The following is a 20,673-nucleotide window of genomic DNA, read 5'->3' as shown; positions in this document are numbered from 1 at the left end:
AGCTGACTCCTTGTTATTTTTTTTGAGCAATGTTTGAAAAGCGGTAAAGCACGTTCCTGCAAAGCCTGTTGAAAATAGTCATATCGTATGATGATTGGATTTCAGGCGGATTTCTTCGCGTGGAATCCGATCGATCAGTCGTGGTACATCACCGAGCGGCCACCATCGATGGTGATGCACGAAGCATTGATGAATGGCGCTTCATCGCTGGCCAGGAACACCGCCGTCATCGCCACTTCAAGCGGTTGACCAATGCGTTTGGGCGGGTGCAGGTCGAGGGCACGTTGACGCTCGGCATGCGGGTCGGCGAAACCATTCCAGTAATCGACGTTCAGTTGCGTTTCGATGTAGCCCGGTGCGATGGCGTTGACGCGAATGCCCTTCGCTGCGTATTCGATACCGAGTGCGCGGGTCAGTCCCAGCAACCCGTGTTTGGCCACCGGGTACGGGAAACAGCCGGGAATAATGTGCGAAGAATGGGTTGAGGCAATGTTGATGATGCTGCCGATACCCTGCTCGATCATTTGCGGCAGGACCGCTTTGCAGCCGTACCACGCGCCGTCGAGGTCGATGGCGAAGCAACGGCGCCAGTCTTCTTCGGTCATCTCCAACGGATCGCGGAACACATTGACCCCGGCGCAGTTGACCAGCACGTCGATGCGCCCGTGCAGTTCAACGGCGCGTTTGGCCATGGCGTGCAGATCAGGTTGGCACGAAACGTCTGCCTTGATCGCCTGAACGTCAAAGCCTTGCTCGCGCCAATGGGCGGCAACCTTCTCGACTTTTTCGGCCTGGATATCACTGATCAGCAGCTTGGCTTGCTGCGAAGCGAAGGCTGCGACGATGGCTTCACCGATGCCCTGAGCGGCACCGGTGAGCAGCACAACCTTGTTTTTCAGGCGCTCGCCCTTCGGCGGTGCGGGCACCGGCGGCAGGGAAAGAGGTTCAGCCATGGCTCAGGACTCCTGTTCGCAAGCGCAAAAAAACCGGGCATCTGACGATGTCCGGTCTGGAGAGCGTTTAGAACTGAACAGGCAGGCGCCACTGACGGCATTGGACCGTTGCGTGGCACGGACTCCGCGTGGGAGTGCGATGGAAATTCGCTGCATCACTTCACCTGTTTTGTTCTTTTTAAGTGTGAGTGCGTGTTACTGCTGGAGCCGACTATAAACCCGACCGCCAAATAATCTCAATATATAATTTTGCATCCCATATTTTGGGATTTATCCAGCGAAACGCGTACAGAGCTTTCCTGCAACATCAACCCGCATCGACAGTACCGCGCCGTCCAGCGGATGGTTGTGCGGGCTCATGGCGCTGGTGATGTACAGGGTTTTCAGGTCCTCGCCGCCGAACACGCAACTGGTCGGGCGACTGATCGGCAGATCGATTTTGCGGTCGACCTTGCCATCCGGCGACAGTCGCAAAAGACAGCTGCCGTCCCAACGGGCGTTCCACACATAGCCTTCGGCATCCATCGCCGAACCGTCAGGACCGCCATGTTGGTCGGGGCCGTACCAGATGTTGGCGGTGTCGAGGTTGCCGTCGGTGTGGATGAAGTAGCTGTACAACGTGGCGTCCATGCTGTCGCCGAACAACACCCGGGTGCCGTCGTCGCTCCACAGCAGCGTGTTGGGAATCCCCAGGTTGCGCAGCAACGGCGTGACGCGTTTGTCGGGATCGATACGGAACAGGGCCCCGGAACGCCGGACGATCGGCAGATCTTCGCCCTGCTCGCCGATGTTGTTTTGCATGGTGCTGAGCCACAGTCGGCCTTGCCCGTCGCAGCGGGCTTCGTTGGGTCGATTGCCGGGTTGCGGGTCGGCGACGCAGAACAGCGTCAGGCGCGGTTCAAGTCCCGGGGAGTCGAGGTCAAGACGATAGACGCCGCTGCTCAGGGTAACCAGCGCATCGCCGCTGGCGCAGGGGATGAACGCGGAAACGTGCTCGGGCATTTGCCAGATCTGCACGTTTTGGTCGATCAGGCGCAGGGCTTGTTGGCCGGCGATATCGACCCAGTACAGCGCCTGGGTCGGCGCGTCCCAGAAAGGGCCTTCACCGAGTTGGGCGCGGTGCTGGGTCAGTGCGGTCCAGGTCATATCGACTCCTTCGTTATTGTTTTTATCTGTAGGAGTGAGCCTGCTCGCGATGGGACCGTGTCAGTTGAAATTAAAGTCACTGATCTACCGCTATCGCGAGCAGGCTCACTCCTACAATGGGACATGTGTTTTCAGCCGGCTTTTTTGTCGGCCATGACTTTGGGGTAAAACCGTTTGATCGCCAGATCTGCGTTGTCGATCAGGGTCATGCAGGCCCACACACCTCGCGCAGAATCGCGAGCGGCGATGGCGTCGGCCATGTCTTTGTGAATCGGCAAGGTGCGGCGCAGTTCATCCGGATCGGCCGCCGAGACTTCGAACGAGACTGCCAGCAACGCGCCCAGCGCCGGGACCATTTGTTCGATGAACTGATTATGGCTGGCGGCAAGGATGCATTCGTGGAAGGCCTGATCGGCGCGGTTGTAATCGCCGCCGCTGTCTACCGCGCGCTCGAGGGCGTTGTAGGCCAGTTGCACGGCGTCGATCTGCTCCAGCGTCGCCCGTTCGCAGGCCCAGCGCACGGCCATCGGTTCAATGGTGCGGCGCAGGTCGAGCAAGTCATCGACGAAGTTTTCCGGCAGACCATTGCGTGACAGCCAACCGACGACCTGCGGATCGAACAGGTTCCAGCGGCGCACCGGCAACACGCGGGTGCCGACCTTCGGCCCGACTTCAAGCATGCCTTTGGCAACGAGGGTTTTGATCGCTTCGCGGATGACCGTGCGGCTGACGCCGAGCTGCTCACCCAGATCCGCCTCGACCTTGATGGTCTGCCCCGGTTTTACCTGGCCAGCGGCAATCCAGCTGCCCAGCCAGTCAACCGTTGATGCATGAAAGCTGCTGGACATGAACACCTCAAAGCGGATCGCAATGGGTGATCAAGCTAATGATCATATGATTGGGTGTCAACGACAAAAAAAGATCGCAGCCTTCGGCAGCTCCTACAGGGAACGCATTTCCATGTAGGAGTCGCCGAAGGCTGCGATCTTTTAAGGTTCGAGGCCGATACGGAAGAACTCGCCGCCACTCCATACACCGAGCCAGTTCTGCCCATCAATCTTGCGACTGACAGCCAGTTCAACCAACTGGTAGAACACGTTGCGATGAATCAACGCTTCAAGGTTGGTGCGCACATGCACGTACGGTGCAGGCTCTTGAGTGACCGGATCGATCTCAACTCGAATCGGATGTTCGGGACCGGCTTCGGCAGTTTCGTCGACATTGGTGGTAAAGCGCAGCACCTGCGCCTCACCCTCGCCTTCAACCTCCACGGCAATCGCCACGAACGGCGCGTCGTCGACCTTGATCCCGACCTTCTCGACCGGCGTAATCAAAAAATAATCATCGCCGTCGCGGCGGATGATCGTGGAGAACAGCTTGACCATCGGCTTGCGCCCGATCGGCGTGCCCAGGTAATACCAGGTGCCGTCCCGGGCGATGCGCATGTCGATGTCGCCGCAGAAGTCCGGGTTCCACAAGTGCACCGGCGGCAGGCCTTTGGTTTTGGGGATTTGTCCCAACAGGTCATTGGCTTTTTGCGGGCCACTCATGGCGTACTCCTTGAAATTACTGGTTGCCGATCCCCAACAGGCTGCGCGCGTACTGCGCCAGCGGCGGGCCGATCAGGTCTTCGGGTTTGCTGTCGTGGAACGTCAGTAAACCGCCACGACTCTTGATCCGTGCAGTATCAATCAAATACTGGGTGCTGGTCTCGATCAACATGATCTGAATCACGCCACCGTCGATACCGAGACGATCCACCGCCTCCTCATCCAGCCACTCATCAGAGTTGCCGATGCGGTCATCAGCCTTGGCGAAGCGGGTGTAGAGCAGGTAATGCGCACCGGCGTCACGGGCTTCGCCCATTGCCTGATCGAGGCCTGCCGGCGCGCGGGCGCGGCGAACCATCGGGAAGTATTCGATAAAGCCTTTGAACGCTTCCTCAGCGACCACGTTAGGCCGCGGATACGAACCACCCGGCGGCGCAAATGCTCCCTGGGCGATGTAGATGAATGAGTCCGGCTGAATGCGGAAGTTGTTCACGCGGCGGCTGTCGCTGTGATCCAGCAGCCCCGCGTCGCTCATCTGATAGCGAGTGCCTTCGGCCATATCGCTGACAGTCATACAGCCGCCAAGCGCCAAAATGGCCAGCAGCAAAACCAGGCTACGCATCCTATTCCTCCAGAGGCCGGTGACGGAAAACCGGCGAATGGGCGTTGGATGCAGCTTTTGCGCCAGCTCGAAGAAGTCGTGATTTTATAGGTTGTCATCGCTAGCCTGCTAGCGATTGGATATGTCAGCCGCCGATGATTTTCATGATGGTTGCTCCGCCGGAAAACGCCACTTCCTGCTTGTCGCCCAAGGCCTTGACCAGCAAGCGCTGTAGCGCCGGCAGTGCCTCGTGACGCGGTTTGTCGAGCAGATCGCCGACGTAGTGGCGGTTGCTCGACGACAGGCAACCATGCAGCCAACCGGTCGACGACAGACGCAGGCGTGAGCAGGTGCGGCAGAAAGGCACGCTTTCATTGGCAATCACCCCAAAATTGCCCACCCCGGCAATCGCGTAACGCACCGCCGTAGCGTCGACAGGGGCATCAGCTTGCGCGTACTCGTAACGCTCACCGATCAGCTCCAGCAATTGTTGAAGACTGACAAACTGCTGCAGGAAGGCATTGGAGTCTTTGGCCAGATGGCCCATGCGCATCAGCTCGATAAAGCGCAGCTCATACCCGCGCTCCAGGCAGTAGTCGAGCAACGGCATGACCTGATCAAGATTCTGGCCGCGCAACGGCACCATGTTGACCTTGATTTTCATCCCCGCCGCTGCGGCCTTGTCCATGCCGTCGAGCACGGTGGCCAGGTCGCCGCCGCGGGCAATGCTGCGGAACGCGTCGGCGTCGAGGGTATCGAGAGAAACGTTGATCCGGCGCAGGCCGGCATCCACCAGCAGCGGAAGTTTCTTGGCGAGGAGTTGACCGTTGGTGGTCAGACTGATGTCTTCCAGCCCCATCTTGCCGACGGCGGTCATGAACGATTCGAGTTTGGGGCTGACCAGCGGCTCGCCACCGGTAATGCGCAAACGCTCGATGCCAGCAGCTTCGATCAGATACGCCACGCCGCGCGCCATGGCGTCGGCCGACAGCTCATCCTGCGCAGCCACCAACCGCTTGCCGTTGGGCACGCAGTAGGTACAAGCGTAATTGCAGGCTGAGGTCAGGCTGATCCGCAAATTGCGAAAACGCCTGCCTTGACGGTCAACGATCATGATCACTCCGGCGAAAGGAATTCGAGCGGCTAAAACTTGACTCACAAATCAAGTTTTAGCAAGCCCTATGCCTGAGTATATTCCTGCGGTACTGCGCCATGTAACGAAATCATCGCGCAATAAGGCAGCTGAATGGCTCAGCTGCTTGGCGTTTCCGGGTCGCGCTTGCGCTTGTTGCCCATGCGCACGCCGATGTCCATCAGGAACTGGAAGAAACCTTCCTGATCTTCCAGCACATTGCTCCAGAACGGCGAGTGGTACAGCGCGACCGCGCCGTGCACCAGCGCCCAGGACGCGCAGTAGTGGAAGTACGGCGGCACGTCTTCGAGCTTGCCTTCGCTGATGCGACCTTTGATCAACAGGGTCAGGCGTTCGAAGTTCGAGGCACGGATCTTGTGCAGCTCCTCGACCATCTCCGGCACCTGGTTGCCCTTGACCACCTTCTCTTCGAGACGATCGAACAGACGGTAGCGCTGCGGATCGCGCATGCGGAATTCGAAGTAGGCACGGGACAGTGCTTCCTTGTCCTTGTCGACATCGGCCGAATGCAGCAGCTCGTTCAAATCGCGCTCGTAGTCGAGCATCAGGCGCAGATAGATCTCGGCCTTGGACTTGAAGTGTTTGTAGATCGTGCCTTTGCCGATACCCACGGCATCAGCAATCATCTCGACGGTGACACTGTCTTCACCTTGATCGAGGAACAGCTTGAGCGCGGTATCGAGAATTTCTTGCTCGCGGCGACGAAACTCACGGACCTTACGAGGTTCTTTGTGCATAAGAAAAAGGTCTGAAGGGTCAAAATTCGAAGCCGCGTATTATGCCTAACTTGCGCAAAAATGCACGGATCATCCGACCATATCTGTGTTTCTTGTTCATTTTGAGAACGTTTTCGGCGCAATGAGAACTCAACTGAAGCGAACGTATTCCAAATTTGTTTAAAAACCACGACCCGCTAACTGGACTGCACGCCAGACTGATCAATACTTCAACTGTCGGGCGGCATCTCCCCCAAGTGCCGCGCCGATAAAGGTACCAACGGACCGCGTGCCTTTGTTTTACTCCTAATGGTCTTAACCCGGATTCACCCCCCAGAACCCGGGTTTTTTTTGCCTGCGATTTGGTGATCGACCGGCCTGCCCCGAACCTCACACTTGTAGGAGCTGCCGCAGGCTGCGATCTGTTGACCTTGCTTTTCAAAAAAACAGATCAAAACATCGCAGCCTTCGGCAGCGCCTACAGGTCGGCCGCTTTAACCTGAAGCTTTGACGTGCGCCAACGGGAACAGGCGTTTGAAGTTCTCGGTGGTCTGCTCGGCAAAACGCTCGTAATTCTCGCCGCGCAGCATCGCCAGGAACTCTGCCACTTCACGCACGTATTGCGGCAGATTCGGCTTGCCGCGATAAGGGATCGGCGCCAGGTACGGCGAATCGGTTTCAACCAGCAGACGATCCGCCGGGACTTTGCTCGCCACATCACGCAAGGCATCGGCATTGCGGAAGGTGACGATGCCTGACAGGGAAATGTAATAACCCATGTCCAGCGCGGCCTTGGCCATGTCCCAGTCTTCAGTGAAGCAATGCAGCACCCCGGCCTGTGGCAACGCGGCTTCACGCAGCAGTTCGAGGGTATCGGCACGGGCGCCGCGGGTGTGGATGATCACTGGTTTGCCGGTTTGCTGCGCCGCTTGCAGGTGCAGGCGGAACGACGCCTGCTGCAGCTCGGCGGCTTCCGGCTCGTAGTGGTAATCCAGACCGGTTTCACCGATCGCCACCACTTTCGGGTGGTTGAGTTCGTGCAGCAACCAGTCCAGCGCGGGGGCGGCGCCGGGTTGCACATCGAGAGGATGCACGCCTACCGAGCAATCGACATCGTCGTAACGCTCGGCGAGGGCTTTGACGTCAGCGGCGTTGTCGGCGCTCACGCCGATGCACAGAAAATGCCCTACCCCGCGCTCGCGGGCCGCATCGAGTGCGGCGTCCAGCGAGCCGTCATGGGCGGCGAGGTCGAGGCGATCAAGGTGACAATGGGAATCTACGAGCATAAAAATACGGCTACTTACATCGTATGAGTGGGACGGTCGGACTTGAGGGCTCCGGCCAGATGGGTTTCGATGCGACTGCGCGCGGTGTTGTCGCCGTCGTTGAACTGCACGCCGACACCGGCTGCGCGATTGCCTTGTGCGCCTTTGGGCGTAATCCAGGTGACTTTGCCGGCAACCGGGATCTTTTCCGGTTCATCCATCAGGTTCAACAGCATGAACACCTCGTCGCCCAACTTGTAGCTCTTGTTGGTCGGGATGAACAGGCCACCGTTCTTGATGAACGGCATGTAAGCGGCGTAAAGCACCGACTTGTCCTTGATTGTCAGGGACAAAATGCCGTTGCGCGGGCCCGGGCTGACGGGTTCATTCATGTTGACCTCCACTGCTGATGTTCAGAGTCTAGGCGCACACCGTCGTTTTTGCGGGGATCACCGCTGGCCTGGCAGTCCCGCCCATTGCACCAACAGCGCTTCCAGCAACAGCGCCGGATTGAGATTGGCTTTGCTCAACACTTTTTGGCGCTGCGCGAGGATCCAGTCCTGAATTTCGAGCACTTTGCCTTGGGCGCTTTTCTGCGCTAGGTACTGCACCACCTTGCGCATATCCGTCAGACCAAGGCCGGCTTCATCCTCAGTCAGTTGATAACGCAGGATCAGGCTCGACCAGTCACAGAACCAGTCGAACAAACGCAGCATCGGGATGTTTTTCCATTCTTCGGCCAATTGCGTGGGCGATTGCTGCTGCTTGAGCAACTTCTTCACCCCTTCGACCACTTGCGCGCGCTGTTCGCGTACGCCCTGGGACTGAAGAGTGACCGCCATCAACGGCGAACCAGCGGCCAGCGTCAGCAGTTCGACACGCTCCGCTTCGGAACTCTCCGGCAGCGCCTGAGCCAACCATTGCAGGCTCATCGCTTCGCTCGGCAACGGGCAGGCTTGCTGCACACAACGACTCTTGACCGTCGGCAACAAACGGCTCGGCTGGTGGCTGACCAGCAACAACACCGTATTGCCGGAAGGCTCTTCAAGGCTCTTGAGCAAGGCGTTGGCGGCGTTGATGTTCATCGATTCCGTGGGTTCGATCAGCACCACCTTGCGCCCGCCCAGTTGCGCGGTCTGCACCACGAAACTGACCAGTTCGCGCACCTGATCGACCTTGATCGCCTTGTCGGTTTCTTCCGGTTCGAGAATGTAATTGTCCGGGTGACTGCCGGCCTTGAGCAGCAGGCAGGATTTGCATTCACCGCAAGCCTCCGGCGTCGGGTGCTTGCACAACAGACTGGCCATCAACCGCTCGGCCAGTGCGCGTTTGCCGATCCCGGCCGGCCCATGCAGCAGATAAGCGTGAGCATGCTGGCTACGTCCGGCCAGTTGCTGCCAGAGGCTTTCTTGCCATGGATAGGCCTCAGCCACGAGCCAACTCCAGCAAATTCGGGAGCAAGGTATCCAGCGATTGTTGAACCTTGACCAATGGTTGACCGGCATCGATGCGCACATAGCGCGCAGGATCGGCTTCAGCGCGCTTGAGGAATGCACTGCGCACCGCCTCGAAAAATGCCCGACCTTCCAGCTCGAAACGATCCAGACGTCCACGAGCGCTGGCACGGGCCAGGCCGATTTCTACCGGCAGATCGAAAATCAGCGTCAGGTCCGGGCGCAGATCACCCTGCACGAAAGCTTCAAGCGTCGCGATACGCTCCAGCGACAAACCGCGACCGCCGCCCTGATAGGCATACGTCGAATCGGTGAAGCGATCACACAGCACCACCGCACCGCGTGCCAGTGCCGGGCGAATCACCTCGGCCAGATGCTGAGCACGCGCAGCGAACACCAGCAGCAGTTCGGTATCCGGGTTCATGACTTCGTCGGCCGGGGCCAGCAGCACATCGCGAATCCGCTCGGCCAGTGGCGTACCACCGGGCTCGCGGGTCAGCACGACCTCGACACCGGCGGCGCGCAAACGCTCGGCGAGGTATTCGCGATTGGTGCTCTTGCCGGCGCCTTCAGGGCCTTCCAGGGTAATAAACAAGCCAGTCACAGGCAGTCCTTAATCAAAGTCATTGCGTGTTTTGTGGTGCGTCGGCGTCAGGAGTCGGCGCGGATTCCTCGGTCGGAACCTGCGGCAGCGACTCGGGCGCAGTATCCGGCGATGCCGCAGGAATCGACTCCTCGGCGGCCGGTGCCGCTTCCGGCGTAGTTGCCGGCGCCGGGCTGGAGCGGTAATCGGCACGGCGTTTGAGCTGAAATTCACGCACCGCATTGTTGTGTGCATCGAGATCGTCAGAAAACACATGGCTACCGTCGCCACGGGCAACAAAGTAGAGGCTGGTGCCTCCCACCGGATTCAGCGCCGCGTGAATGGCTTCACGCCCGACCATCGCAATCGGCGTCGGCGGCAAGCCAGGAATCACGTAAGTGTTATACGGCGTCGGCTCCTTGAGGTGAGCGCGGGTCAACTTGCCGGTGTAGCGATCGCCCAAACCATAGATCACCGTGGGATCAGTCTGCAGCTGCATGCCCAGCGCCATCCGGCGCACAAAAACCCCGGCAATCTCGCCGCGTTCCTGCGGTACACCGGTTTCCTTCTCGACCAGGGACGCCATGATCAGCGCTTGATAAGGTTCTTTGTACGGTGCATCGGCAGCGCGTTTTTCCCACTCTTTGGCCAGCACTTCGTCGAGACGATCGAAAGCCTTTTTCAGCAGCTCGGTATCGGACACGCCGCGCACGAAACGGTACGTATCGGGGAAGAAACGGCCTTCCGGGAACAGGCCCTTGTGGCCAATCTTTGCCATCACATCGCTGTCGCTCAAACCATTGAGGGTCTGTTCGATTTTTTCATCTTTCGCCAGTGCGGCACGCACCTGGTGGAAATTCCAGCCTTCAACCAACGTCAGGCTGTACTGAACCACGTCGCCACGCTTCCACGAATCGATCAGACCGTTGACGGTCATCCCGGGCTGCATGCGGTATTCGCCAGTGTGAATCGGCGTACCAGCAAGATTGAAACGCCAATAGACCCGTAGCCAGAAAGCGTCTTTGATGACGCCATCGCTTTCGAGTCCAAGGAAGGTACGGGTCGGTGTAGAGCCTTTGGGCACATCCAGCAGTTCTTCCTGCGTGATGTTCAGGGGCTGTTCCAGCGCGGAGTGAATCTTCCAGGCGCTGGCGCCCAACAGCAGCCCTGCCAGAACCAGTCCGGTTTCCAGCAGCAGCAAAAATTTACGTCTCACAAATCAGGCATCCAGTAGGGCGCGGGCAATGGTTTGCAGTTTACGGGTGAGCGGGCCAACCGGCCAGCTCAGTGCAGCGTAGGCGCGTACCGGCCAGACGCCATATACGCTGTTGCAGACAAACACTTCATCGGCCCATTGCAGCTGTTCCAGGCCGATATCGACGGTTTGGGTGGGGATGGCCAATGACTCGGCCTGAAACAATATTTCCGCGCGCATCACACCGGCGACACCGCAGTGTTTCAGATCGGGCGTGATCAACACACCATCGCGCACCAGAAACAGGTTACTGAAGACGCCTTCGATGACGCGACCGGTCTGATCGAGCATCAAGCCTTCAGCGTGCTCGCTGTCTTGCCATTCGGCGCGGGCGAGCACTTGTTCCAGTCGATTGAGGTGTTTGAGTCCGGCAAGCAATGGCTGTCTGGACAGGCGCGTGTTGCACGGAAACAGGCGGATGCCGTGTTCGGCATGTGCCGTCGGATAAGCAGCCGGCGGATTGCCTTGCAGAATGCGTCGACCCGGCGCCGCAGGGTCAGGCGCGTAACCGCGCAAACCGTCGCCACGGGTGAGGATGAGTTTGAGCACACCCTCGCCCATTGCGGCAGCGTAGCTCAGCAGTTCGTGGCGAATCAGTTCGATATCGGCAGAGATAGCCAGACGCGAGCAGCCATCGGCCAGCCGCGTCATGTGTCGATCGAGCAATACCGGCTGGCCGTCATGCACGGCAATGGTCTCGAACAGACCATCGCCGTAAGCCAGGCCGCGGTCTTTCAGCGACAGAGTGTCCGCCGGTTGACCGTCGACCCAGCTGTCCATCAGCCTGCGAACCGACGGAACGCCAAAGTACCGTTGGTGCCGCCAAAGCCGAAGGAGTTCGACAGCACGACATCGATGTCCATGTTGCGCGCAGTGTGCGGCACAAAATCGAGATCACAGCCTTCGTCCGGCTCATCAAGGTTGATGGTTGGCGGCGCCACCTGACTGTTGATGGCCAGGATACTGAAGATCGCCTCGACCGCGCCCGCCGCACCCAGCAGGTGACCGGTCATGGACTTGGTGGAGCTGACCGCCAGTTTGTAGGCATGCTCACCGAACACCGACCTGATCGCGTTGGCCTCGGCAAGGTCGCCGGCCGGGGTCGAGGTGCCGTGAGCGTTGATGTACTGCACTTGATCGACGTTGATCTTCGCGTCGCGCAAGGCGTTGGTGATGCAGCGAGCTGCACCCGCGCCGTCGGCAGGTGGCGAAGTCATGTGGAACGCATCGCCACTGGTGCCGAAACCGATCAGCTCGGCGTAGATGGTCGCGCCGCGCGCCTTGGCGTGTTCGAGTTCTTCGAGCACCAGTGCACCGGCACCGTCGGACAGTACGAAACCGTCACGCCCTTTGTCCCACGGACGGCTTGCGCGAGTCGGTTCATCGTTGCGGGTCGACAGCGCACGGGACGCGCCGAAGCCGCCCATGCCCAGACCGCATGCGGCCATTTCGGCACCGCCGGCAATCATCACGTCGGCTTCGTCGTACATGATGTTGCGCGCCGCCATGCCGATGCAGTGCGTACCGGTGGTACACGCTGTAGCGATGGCGTAGTTAGGTCCCTGTGCGCCCAGATGGATCGACAGAAAACCGGAAATCATATTGATGATCGAGCCTGGCACGAAGAATGGCGAGATTCGACGCGGGCCCGTCTCATGCAAAGTACGGCTGGTTTCTTCGATATTGGTCAGACCGCCGATGCCCGAACCCATGGCCACGCCAATGCGCTCACGGTTGGCGTCCGTAACTTCCAGGCCAGCGTTGCGAACGGCTTGAAAGCCAGCCGCGAGACCGTACTGAATGAACAGGTCGAGCTTGCGCGCTTCCTTGACCGACAGGTATTCCTCGACATTGAAGCCCTTTACCGAGCCGCCAAAGCGGGTGGAATAGGCAGAAAGGTCGGTGTGTTCGATCAGACCAATGCCACTGCGGCCAGCCAGAATGCCCTGCCAACTGCTCGGCACATCCGTGCCCAGTGGCGACAACATACCCATACCGGTGACTACGACGCGTCTACGCGACACAGCACTCTCCTTTTTCAAATGACGACTTTGCATCAGGCCTAAAGAAAAAACCGCACGCCGTGATGGCAGTGCGGTTTTTCCATGACAGCAAGCAACGATTACAAGCTATTAAGCCTGGTGGTTTGTAACGTAATCGATTGCAGCTTGTACAGTAGTGATCTTCTCAGCTTCTTCGTCAGGGATTTCGGTCTCGAATTCCTCTTCCAGAGCCATCACCAGCTCAACGGTGTCAAGGGAGTCGGCACCCAGGTCTTCTACGAAGGAAGCGGTGTTAACCACTTCTTCTTCTTTAACACCCAGTTGCTCGGCAACGATTTTCTTGACGCGCTCTTCGATGGTGCTCATACCTTGTTTTCACTCCTAATGGACAAATTCAGGCAGCTGGCCAGTGGGTAAGTGTATAGAAAGACTTTTCAGTTTTTCAACTGAAAGCTTCACTCCTCAAACCCTGCGGCCCTCTGCCTATAAATAGATTGCAGCTTTATAACGGATTTTAGACAGCTCGTATGACATTTTTTTGAAGCAATCCGTCACATTTTACTTACATGTACATCCCACCGTTCACCGGGATTGTAGCCCCAGTTACGTATGCCGCACCGTCGGATGCAAGAAAAGCGACCACAGACGCGATCTCTTGAGCTTGTCCCAGACGACCCAGCGGAATCTGCGTCTGCAAGGCTTCACGCTGTGCTTCAGGCAGTTCGCGGGTCATATCGGTGTCGATAAACCCTGGGGTTACCGAGTTGACCGTAATCGAACGCGAACCGACTTCACGCGCCATTGCACGGCTGAAACCTTCCAGACCGGCCTTGGCGGCTGCATAGTTTACTTGGCCTGCGTTGCCCATGGCACCCACCACCGAGCCAATACTGATAATTCGACCCCAACGGGCTTTGGTCATGCCGCGCAGAACGCCCTTGGACAGGCGATACAGACTGTTCAGGTTGGTATCGATCACGTCGTACCATTCGTCATCTTTCATGCGCATCATCAGGTTATCGCGGGTGATGCCGGCGTTATTGACCAAAATCGCCGGTGCACCGAACTGCTCCTGAATGGTCGCGATCACCTTGCTGACGGATTCGTCGCTGGTGACATTGAGTTCCAGACCGGTACCCTGAATGCCGTGCTCTTTGAGCGTGGCGGCAATCGCCTCGGCACCCTTGGCGGAGGTTGCGGTACCCACAACGATGGCGCCCTGACGGCCCAGTTCCAGTGCGATAGCCTGGCCGATACCGCGGCTTGCACCGGTGACCAGTGCAACTTTACCTTGCAGACTCATGCAAGTTTCTCCTGATTCAGGCCTGCGCTGCACGAGCGGCAGCGAAAGCGTCTGGGGTATTGAGGTTGGAAGTCGAAACGCCTTCGGCGCAACGTTTGTTCAGACCGGCCAGTACTTTGCCCGGGCCACATTCGACCAGATTGGTCGCGCCGTTGGCTGCCAAAGTCTGGACAGACTCGACCCAGCGTACTGGCTTGTAGAGTTGTTCGAGCAGATCACGCTTGAGGGTTTCCAGATCGGCCGGCACTTGTGCGCTGACGTTCTGTACCACCGGGATCTGCGGCGCCTGCCAGTCAATGGCGGCGATGGATTCGGCAAAGCGCTCGGCAGCCGGACGCATCAGTTCGCAGTGCGACGGCACGCTCACCGGCAGCGGCATGGCACGCTTGGCACCACGCGCCTTGCAGCCTTCAATGGCGCGCTCGACGGCAGCCTTGGCACCGGCCACTACAACCTGGCCCGGGGAGTTGAAGTTGACGGCGCTGACCACTTCGCCCTGCGCCGCTTCAGCACAGGCCGCCAGCACGTCAGCGTCTTCCAGACCCAGAATGGCAGCCATGCCGCCCTGCCCGGCCGGAACCGCTTCCTGCATCAACTGGCCACGGCGCTCAACGAGCTTCACCGCGTCAGCCAAGGTCAGGCTGCCGGCAGCTACCAGCGCGCTGTATTCACCCAGGCTGTGACCGGCAACAAATGCCGGACGCGCGCCACCTTCAGCCAGCCACAGACGCCACAGGGCGATCGATGCGGTCAGAATGGCCGGTTGGGTCTTGTCGGTTTGGTTAAGCAGCTCTTCCGGCCCCTGCTGGGTCAGTGCCCACAGGTCATAGCCCAGAGCAGCGGAGGCTTCTTGGAACGTTTCGAGGATCAGTGGATGTTGCGCGCCCAGCTCGGCCAGCATGCCGAGGGACTGCGAACCTTGTCCTGGAAAGACGAATGCGAGGGAAGCAGACATGTAACAAGCCCCTAATGATCTTGTCGTCGGAAAATGACGCCCCACTGGGGGACGCAAGAAACTGACAGTTGGATGGCCCTTTGAACCGGGCGGTCACATTTAAGCATTGTCCGACGAAAACGCCTAAGACAACAAATCCTCGAGACGCCCGTGAAGGCGCTCGGGCAGGTTCTCCTGAATCTCGATCAGCGCACGCTGAATCGCACTCTGGAAGCCCTGAACTCCCGCCGAACCGTGGCTTTTCACCACAATGCCCTGCAAGCCAAGGAAGCTTGCGCCATTGTGTCGCGCCGGCGCCAGATCTGCCTGCAAGCGCTTCATCAATGGCAGCGCCAAGGCACCGATTGCGCGCGAAGCCATGTTCTTTTTGAACAGCGCCTCGATGCGCGCAGCAATCATCGTTGCCAGGCCTTCGCTGGACTTGAGCAGAATGTTGCCGACAAATCCGTCGCACACCACCACATCCGCCTCACCGCGATACAGACCGTCACCTTCGACGAAGCCGATGTAGTTAATGCCCCTGGCCGCCTGCAACAGCGTTGCCGCCAACTTGACCTGCTGGTTGCCCTTGATGTCTTCGGTGCCGATGTTCAGCAACGCCACCCGCGGTCGAGCAATACCCAACGTCTGCGCCGCCACCGAACCCATCACCGCAAACTGCAACAGATGCTCCGCACTGCAATCGACGTTGGCGCCAAGGTCAAGCAACTGGCAATAACCCTTCTGCGTCGGAATGGCGGCCACCATCGCGGGACGGTCGATACCCGGCAAGGTCTTCAACACATAGCGCGACAGCGCCATCAACGCACCGGTATTGCCAGCACTGACACAGGCTTGCGCCTTGCCATCACGCACCAGTTCAAGGGCGACACGCATCGACGAGTCCGGCTTGCCACGCAGGGCCTGAGTCGGTTTTTCGTCCATGGTGATGACTTCGCTGGCCGCAACAATCGTCAGGCGCGCGCGATCGGCAGCCGATTGGCCGTTGATCAATTCTTCAAGTAGGGAGGGTTGACCGACGAGGGTCAGGTGCAGCGAGGGCGTAGCAGACAGGCAAGCAAGGCTGGCCTGAACAATGCTGCGGGGACCGAAGTCCCCGCCCATTGCGTCAATCGCGATGACTTGAGCAGACAAGTGATTACTCGTCAGCGCCCTTGTCGATCACTTTACGGCCACGGTATACGCCTTCTGGCGATACGTGGTGACGCAGGTGAATTTCACCAGTGGTTTTTTCTACAGACAGAGTGCTCGCCGTCAGGGCGTCGTGCGAACGACGCATGTCACGGGCAGAGCGGGATTTTTTGTTCTGCTGAACAGCCATAATTGATTAACTCCTAAACGTTTGGGTCACGCTTTAACTGCGCCAATACACTGAACGGGTTGGACCGCGTTACCTCGTCCTCGCTCGGTTCGGGCTCATCTGACCCCGCCGGCTGCTGGCATTCTTCCGGATGATGAGCAGGCACGATAGGCAAGGCAAGCAAAAGCTCCTCCTCGACCAGTGACTGCAGATCCAATGGATCTTCGCCCAGTTCCAGCACGTCATAACCTTTCGGTAACGACTGGGTATTCGCACCCTCTTTCACCACAGCGTAACTGCATTCGCTGTGGATCGGCAGGGTGACCAGCTCAAGACAACGCTGGCAAACCATTTTGACCTCGGTGTCGATAAAGCTGTGAATTACCACAGATTTACGTTCATCTCGTTCAAAAACGAATTTCGCCTGCACCGTACCGACATTGTCGGAAAGCGGGTCGCAGAGTCTCTTCAAATCGGCCAGCAGCAGCTCACCTTGGATGGTGGTGCCACGATCAGCCAATTTGCGCGGGTCAACGTGAGGTGGAATCGGGTCATTCAACATAGGCGCAGCATTATAGGGATGCACCCACCCATGTCAAAGGAAATTGTGCCCTGTCCGTAACTTGCGTGCCTCCGCTAGAATTCACGCCTGCCTCAGGAGACGCAAATGCTGCCTTTATTACTTGCCTCAAGCTCGACTTATCGCCGGGAATTGCTCGCCCGCCTGCACCTGCCGTTCGTCTGCAGCTCGCCGGATATCGATGAAAGCCACCGTCCTGGCGAACCGGCAATCGAGCTGGTCAAACGCCTCGCCGAACAGAAGGCCCGAGCATTGGCCGACAGCCACCCCGCTCATCTGATTATTGGCTCGGACCAGGTGGCCGTACTCGACGACCAGATCATCGGCAAGCCGCACACCTTCGACAAGGCCCGCGAGCAACTGATGGCCGCCAGCGGCGCCAGCGTGACTTTCCTCACCGGCCTGGCGCTGCTCAACAGCCAGACGGGGCAAATTCAAGTCGACTGCGTACCGTTCACCGTGCACATGCGCCAGCTCGATCAGGCACGGGTCGAGCGTTACTTGCGCATCGAGCAGCCTTACGACTGTGCGGGCAGCTTCAAGGCCGAAGGGTTGGGCGTGAGCTTGTTCCAGTCCACCGAAGGTCCTGACGCTACCAGCCTTATTGGTCTGCCGCTGATTCGGCTGATCGACATGCTATTGGTTGAAGGCGTGCAGATCCCTTAAAGCAAAAGATCGCAGCCTGCGGCAGTTCCTACAGCGTTCGTGTCATCGCAAAAATTGCAAATGAACATCGAACCTGTAGGAGCTGCCGCAGGCTGCGATCTTTTGATCTACCAGCGACTCAGCGCAACGAAGGCCCGTGAAAACCCATCCACATCGCCAACTGCTCGGCCACACTGGCGCCAAGCTTCTTCGAGAAGCGGTCAAACGGCGATTCCTGGACGGTGAAGTCCACCAACTCTTTCTCGCCGACCACATCACGCGCCACCGAACTGGCATTGCCCAACCCATCGATCAAACCCAGCGGTAGCGCTTGCTCGCCAGACCAGACCAGCCCGGAGAACAGCTCCGGATGCTCTTTGTCCTTCAGGCGATCGCCACGACCCTGCTTGACGCTGCTGATGAACTGCTTATGCGTGGTGTCCAGCACACTTTGCCAGAACGCCGTTTCTTCAGGCTTCTGCGGCTGGAACGGATCAAGGAACGATTTGTGCTCGCCAGACGTGTACGTGCGACGCTCGACCCCCAGCTTCTCCATGGTACCGACAAAGCCGTAACCGGCCGCCGTCACACCAATGGAGCCCACCAGACTCGCCTTGTCGGCGTAAATCTGATCCGCGGCGCTGGCGATGTAATACGCACCAGACGCACCGAGATCGGAAATCACCGCATACAGCTTGATCTCGGGGTGCAAGCCACGCAGACGCTTGATCTCGTCATACACATAACCCGACTGCACAGGACTGCCACCCGGGCTGTTGATCCGCAGGATGACACCCTTGACCTTCTTGTCCTCGAACGCTGCGCGCAGGCTGCCAACAATGTTGTCGGCACTGGCCGGTTCTTTGTCGGCGATCACGCCGGTGACGTCGATCAGCGCGGTGTAGTTCTCGCCGCGAGTCGCGCTTTTTTCCATATCCATCAGCGGCGTGAACAGGATCAACGCGACAAACAGGTAAACAAACGTCAGAAACTTGAAGAAAATCCCCCAGCGCCGCGAACGACGCTGCTCCTGCACACCCGCCAGAAGGGTCTTCTCCAGCAGCTTCCAGCTCTTCTCGTCACCGCCGTCGGCACTTGCCTTGGCCGGTGCTTTCCATTCGTCGGTCATGCCATCCACCCCAGCAAAAACGTATTAAGCCTGCTGCGCCAGCCAGGCATGCAATTCAGAAAAACGGTCGATCGACAGCCGCGGCTCGAACCGTTGCAACGATTCGATCGATTGCGCGCCATAACTGACAGCCACCGAATCCATCCCCGCGTTACGCGCCATCAGCAGATCGAAGGACGAATCCCCGACCATCAGCGCCTGATCCGCACGCACACCGCAATGCGCAAGTATCTGCTCCAGCATAAGAGGGTGCGGCTTGCTCGCAGTTTCATCGGCCGCGCGGGTAATGTCGAAATACTCTTCCCAGCCATTGGCCTTGAGCACACGATCCAGTCCGCGACGATTCTTGCCCGTCGCGACAGCCAGGTGATAACCCTGCTCACGAAAGGACGTCATCGATTCGACGACGCCCTCAAACAGCGGCGAAGGCACGGCTTCCGCTGCAATGTAGTGATCAGCGTAATACTCGCGAAACAAGGTCATTTCAGCGTCACTGATTTCGGGATACAACGTGCGGATCGCCTCAGGCAGGCCCAGACCGATGATGCCCTTGACGGCAAAATCATCACGCAACTCGAAACCGGAGCGCCCGGACGCCGAATGCATCGCCTCGACGATCCGATGAATGGAATCGGCCAGCGTGCCGTCCCAATCGAAAATCAGCAGTTTGTAATCAGATGGGCGCACTCAATCGCTCCACGGTCTTGGCCCACATTTCATCGACCGGCGCCTGCAAGGTCAGCTTGCCGCCATCCGGCAGCGGCACGGTCAGCATGTAAGCATGCAGAAACAGGCGCTTGCCGCCCAGATCGCGGATTTCCTTGGTGAAACCCTCGTCGCCATACTTGCTGTCGCCAGCAATGCAATGGCCGGCATGCAAAGTGTGCACGCGAATCTGATGGGTGCGACCGGTAACCGGCTTGGCCTCGACCATGGTCGCGAAATCACCGAAGCGGCGCAGCACCTTGAACATCGTCAGGGCTTCTTTGCCTTCTTCATTGACTTCAACCATGCGCTCGCCGGAACGCAAGTTGCTCTTGAGCAATGGCGCGCTGACTTTCTTGATCGAGGTCGCCCAGTTGCCACGAACCAGCGCCATGTAGCGCTTGTCGATGCCATCGCCGCGCAACTGCTCGTGCAAATGACGGAGCATGCTGCGCTTCTTGGCGATCATCAGCAGGCCGGAAGTGTCGCGATCGAGACGGTGAACCAGCTCCAGCTCTTTGGTATCCGGACGCAACTGACGAAAGGCTTCGATCACACCGAAGTTCAAGCCGCTGCCACCGTGAACCGCAATGCCCGCAGGCTTGTTGATCACGATCAGGGCTTTGTCTTCGAAGACAATCGAGGCTTCCAGACGCTGCAACAGACCTTGGGCCAGAGGCACCGGCTCGTCACGCTCAGGCACGCGAACGGGCGGCACGCGCACGATATCACCGGCCTGCAGCTTGTATTCGGGCTTGATCCGACCTTTGTTCACACGCACTTCGCCTTTGCGCAAAATGCGGTAAATCAGGGTCTTGGGCACGCCTTTGAGCCGGGCGAGGAGAAAATTGTCGATTCGTTGGCCGGCATACTCCGGCGAGACTTCAAGCAGTTGAACGCCTGGAGTCGTAGGGGCAGTAGTTGTCATGGCGCGGATGATAACAATTTTTATGGAATTGAAGCACTTAATCATTGCTGCTATAGTCGCGAACGCCGCCAAAAGCGGCCTGGACAGCGGCACCACGGTCAAAAACCGGCCCTGACCAACGCAATTCACCAGGACGCGAGGCCGTCCTACGGGGCTTTCGCTACGTAACGGTGGAGTTTGCAGTTGTAACAAGCGCAGGTGACATAAGGCCTGAATCACACCGCCGAGCAGAGTTTTTACTCGCCTGGCAGGCAAACATTCAAGGCCAGTTCACAAAGTGCAGTCAGCTGTGAATGACCCCGAGCGAAGGCTTCGGAAACAACGCCTAAATTAGCCATGATGCGTGACCTCCCCTTTCGGAGCTCACGGTAAATGCCAACCCGTTGCGGATTCTGCGCGCGGCAGCACCCGAATTATCAGGGATACGTGTAGGGTGGAGATGCACAACC

At 58.6% G+C, this 20,673-nt stretch carries 24 protein-coding genes; 1 reads left to right on the top strand and 23 read right to left on the bottom strand.

Annotation, left to right across the window (positions count from 1 at the left end):
- Positions 1 to 134: 134 nt before the first annotated feature.
- The 20 genes from ICA15_RS16350 to ICA15_RS16255 form a co-directional block, all read right to left on the bottom strand.
- Positions 135 to 953, bottom strand: coding sequence for an SDR family oxidoreductase (locus ICA15_RS16350; RefSeq protein WP_210554023.1), 819 nt, complete (start codon positions 951 to 953; stop codon positions 135 to 137).
- Positions 954 to 1,223: 270 nt separating this feature from the next.
- On the bottom strand, positions 1,224 to 2,099 hold the full coding sequence (locus ICA15_RS16345) for an SMP-30/gluconolactonase/LRE family protein (protein WP_150605239.1): 876 nt from the start codon (positions 2,097 to 2,099) through the stop codon (positions 1,224 to 1,226).
- Between the two features lie 131 nt (positions 2,100 to 2,230).
- Positions 2,231 to 2,947: a FadR/GntR family transcriptional regulator gene (locus tag ICA15_RS16340; RefSeq protein ID WP_150616008.1), complete on the bottom strand. Its 717-nt coding sequence runs from the start codon at positions 2,945 to 2,947 to the stop codon at positions 2,231 to 2,233.
- Between the two features lie 141 nt (positions 2,948 to 3,088).
- Positions 3,089 to 3,649: a DUF1285 domain-containing protein gene (locus ICA15_RS16335; protein ID WP_042560423.1), complete on the bottom strand. Its 561-nt coding sequence runs from the start codon at positions 3,647 to 3,649 to the stop codon at positions 3,089 to 3,091.
- A 16-nt stretch (positions 3,650 to 3,665) separates the two neighbouring features.
- Positions 3,666 to 4,271 (bottom strand): DUF4823 domain-containing protein, encoded by a 606-nt coding sequence (locus ICA15_RS16330; RefSeq protein ID WP_150593043.1) that lies wholly within the window; start codon positions 4,269 to 4,271, stop codon positions 3,666 to 3,668.
- 124 nt (positions 4,272 to 4,395) lie between these two features.
- Entirely contained in the window at positions 4,396 to 5,364 is a 969-nt protein-coding gene (locus ICA15_RS16325; RefSeq protein WP_210554024.1) for a GTP 3',8-cyclase MoaA, read from the bottom strand.
- 137 nt (positions 5,365 to 5,501) lie between these two features.
- Positions 5,502 to 6,140, bottom strand: a complete 639-nt coding sequence (locus ICA15_RS16320; RefSeq protein ID WP_007908276.1) for a TetR/AcrR family transcriptional regulator — start codon at positions 6,138 to 6,140, stop codon at positions 5,502 to 5,504.
- 473 nt (positions 6,141 to 6,613) lie between these two features.
- Positions 6,614 to 7,405, bottom strand: a complete 792-nt coding sequence (locus tag ICA15_RS16315; RefSeq protein ID WP_150616011.1) for a TatD family hydrolase — start codon at positions 7,403 to 7,405, stop codon at positions 6,614 to 6,616.
- 14 nt (positions 7,406 to 7,419) lie between these two features.
- Positions 7,420 to 7,776 (bottom strand): PilZ domain-containing protein, encoded by a 357-nt coding sequence (locus ICA15_RS16310; protein ID WP_042560427.1) that lies wholly within the window; start codon positions 7,774 to 7,776, stop codon positions 7,420 to 7,422.
- A gap of 57 nt (positions 7,777 to 7,833) precedes the next feature.
- Positions 7,834 to 8,817 carry a DNA polymerase III subunit delta' gene (locus ICA15_RS16305; protein ID WP_210554025.1) on the bottom strand — a complete coding sequence of 328 codons (984 nt, stop codon included), beginning with the start codon at positions 8,815 to 8,817 and terminating at the stop codon, positions 7,834 to 7,836.
- Positions 8,810 to 9,442, bottom strand: coding sequence for a dTMP kinase (gene tmk, locus ICA15_RS16300; RefSeq protein WP_150605233.1), 633 nt, complete (start codon positions 9,440 to 9,442; stop codon positions 8,810 to 8,812). The genes ICA15_RS16305 and tmk overlap by 8 nt, the downstream gene beginning before the upstream one ends.
- Before the next feature lie 19 nt (positions 9,443 to 9,461).
- Complete coding sequence (mltG, locus tag ICA15_RS16295) at positions 9,462 to 10,637, bottom strand: endolytic transglycosylase MltG (RefSeq protein ID WP_210554026.1); 1,176 nt, start codon at positions 10,635 to 10,637, stop codon at positions 9,462 to 9,464.
- 3 nt (positions 10,638 to 10,640) lie between these two features.
- Positions 10,641 to 11,456 carry an aminodeoxychorismate lyase gene (gene pabC, locus ICA15_RS16290; protein ID WP_210554027.1) on the bottom strand — a complete coding sequence of 272 codons (816 nt, stop codon included), beginning with the start codon at positions 11,454 to 11,456 and terminating at the stop codon, positions 10,641 to 10,643.
- On the bottom strand, positions 11,456 to 12,700 hold the full coding sequence (gene fabF / locus ICA15_RS16285; RefSeq protein WP_150605230.1) for a beta-ketoacyl-ACP synthase II: 1,245 nt from the start codon (positions 12,698 to 12,700) through the stop codon (positions 11,456 to 11,458). Before fabF ends, pabC begins: the two co-directional genes overlap by 1 nt.
- 108 nt (positions 12,701 to 12,808) lie before the next feature.
- Positions 12,809 to 13,045 carry an acyl carrier protein gene (gene acpP, locus ICA15_RS16280; protein WP_003442511.1) on the bottom strand — a complete coding sequence of 79 codons (237 nt, stop codon included), beginning with the start codon at positions 13,043 to 13,045 and terminating at the stop codon, positions 12,809 to 12,811.
- Between the two features lie 196 nt (positions 13,046 to 13,241).
- The gene (gene fabG / locus ICA15_RS16275; protein ID WP_042560433.1) at positions 13,242 to 13,982 is read right to left on the bottom strand and encodes a 3-oxoacyl-ACP reductase FabG; all 741 of its coding nucleotides are present in this window, start codon (positions 13,980 to 13,982) and stop codon (positions 13,242 to 13,244) included.
- 16 nt (positions 13,983 to 13,998) lie between these two features.
- A complete protein-coding gene (gene fabD, locus ICA15_RS16270; protein WP_150616015.1) occupies positions 13,999 to 14,937 on the bottom strand; it encodes an ACP S-malonyltransferase in 939 nt (312 codons plus the stop codon).
- Between the two features lie 123 nt (positions 14,938 to 15,060).
- Entirely contained in the window at positions 15,061 to 16,071 is a 1,011-nt protein-coding gene (plsX, locus tag ICA15_RS16265; protein WP_080896053.1) for a phosphate acyltransferase PlsX, read from the bottom strand.
- Positions 16,072 to 16,075: 4 nt separating this feature from the next.
- Positions 16,076 to 16,258, bottom strand: a complete 183-nt coding sequence (rpmF, locus tag ICA15_RS16260) for a 50S ribosomal protein L32 (RefSeq protein WP_008152339.1) — start codon at positions 16,256 to 16,258, stop codon at positions 16,076 to 16,078.
- 13 nt (positions 16,259 to 16,271) lie between these two features.
- On the bottom strand, positions 16,272 to 16,799 hold the full coding sequence (locus tag ICA15_RS16255; protein WP_150616016.1) for a YceD family protein: 528 nt from the start codon (positions 16,797 to 16,799) through the stop codon (positions 16,272 to 16,274).
- Between the two features lie 105 nt (positions 16,800 to 16,904).
- Here ICA15_RS16255 and ICA15_RS16250 point away from each other — a divergent pair, with 105 nt between their 5' ends.
- Entirely contained in the window at positions 16,905 to 17,483 is a 579-nt protein-coding gene (locus ICA15_RS16250) for a Maf family protein (protein WP_210554028.1), read from the top strand.
- 118 nt (positions 17,484 to 17,601) lie between these two features.
- Here ICA15_RS16250 and sppA read toward each other — a convergent pair whose 3' ends face one another.
- The 3 genes from sppA to rluC are packed head-to-tail and all read right to left on the bottom strand — an operon-like array spanning position 17,602 to position 20,224.
- On the bottom strand, positions 17,602 to 18,591 hold the full coding sequence (gene sppA / locus ICA15_RS16245) for a signal peptide peptidase SppA (RefSeq protein WP_210554029.1): 990 nt from the start codon (positions 18,589 to 18,591) through the stop codon (positions 17,602 to 17,604).
- Positions 18,592 to 18,615: 24 nt separating this feature from the next.
- Positions 18,616 to 19,278: an HAD-IA family hydrolase gene (locus ICA15_RS16240; protein WP_150616019.1), complete on the bottom strand. Its 663-nt coding sequence runs from the start codon at positions 19,276 to 19,278 to the stop codon at positions 18,616 to 18,618.
- On the bottom strand, positions 19,265 to 20,224 hold the full coding sequence (gene rluC / locus ICA15_RS16235) for a 23S rRNA pseudouridine(955/2504/2580) synthase RluC (protein WP_150605224.1): 960 nt from the start codon (positions 20,222 to 20,224) through the stop codon (positions 19,265 to 19,267). The genes ICA15_RS16240 and rluC overlap by 14 nt, the downstream gene beginning before the upstream one ends.
- Between the last annotated feature and the right edge of the window lie 449 nt (positions 20,225 to 20,673).

Source organism: Pseudomonas sp. P116 (assembly GCF_020149425.1).
In the GTDB taxonomy this organism is placed as follows: domain Bacteria; phylum Pseudomonadota; class Gammaproteobacteria; order Pseudomonadales; family Pseudomonadaceae; genus Aquipseudomonas; species Aquipseudomonas anatoliensis.
Note: the sequence above shows the minus strand (reverse complement) of the source record. Positions and strands in the feature narration are given on the sequence as shown.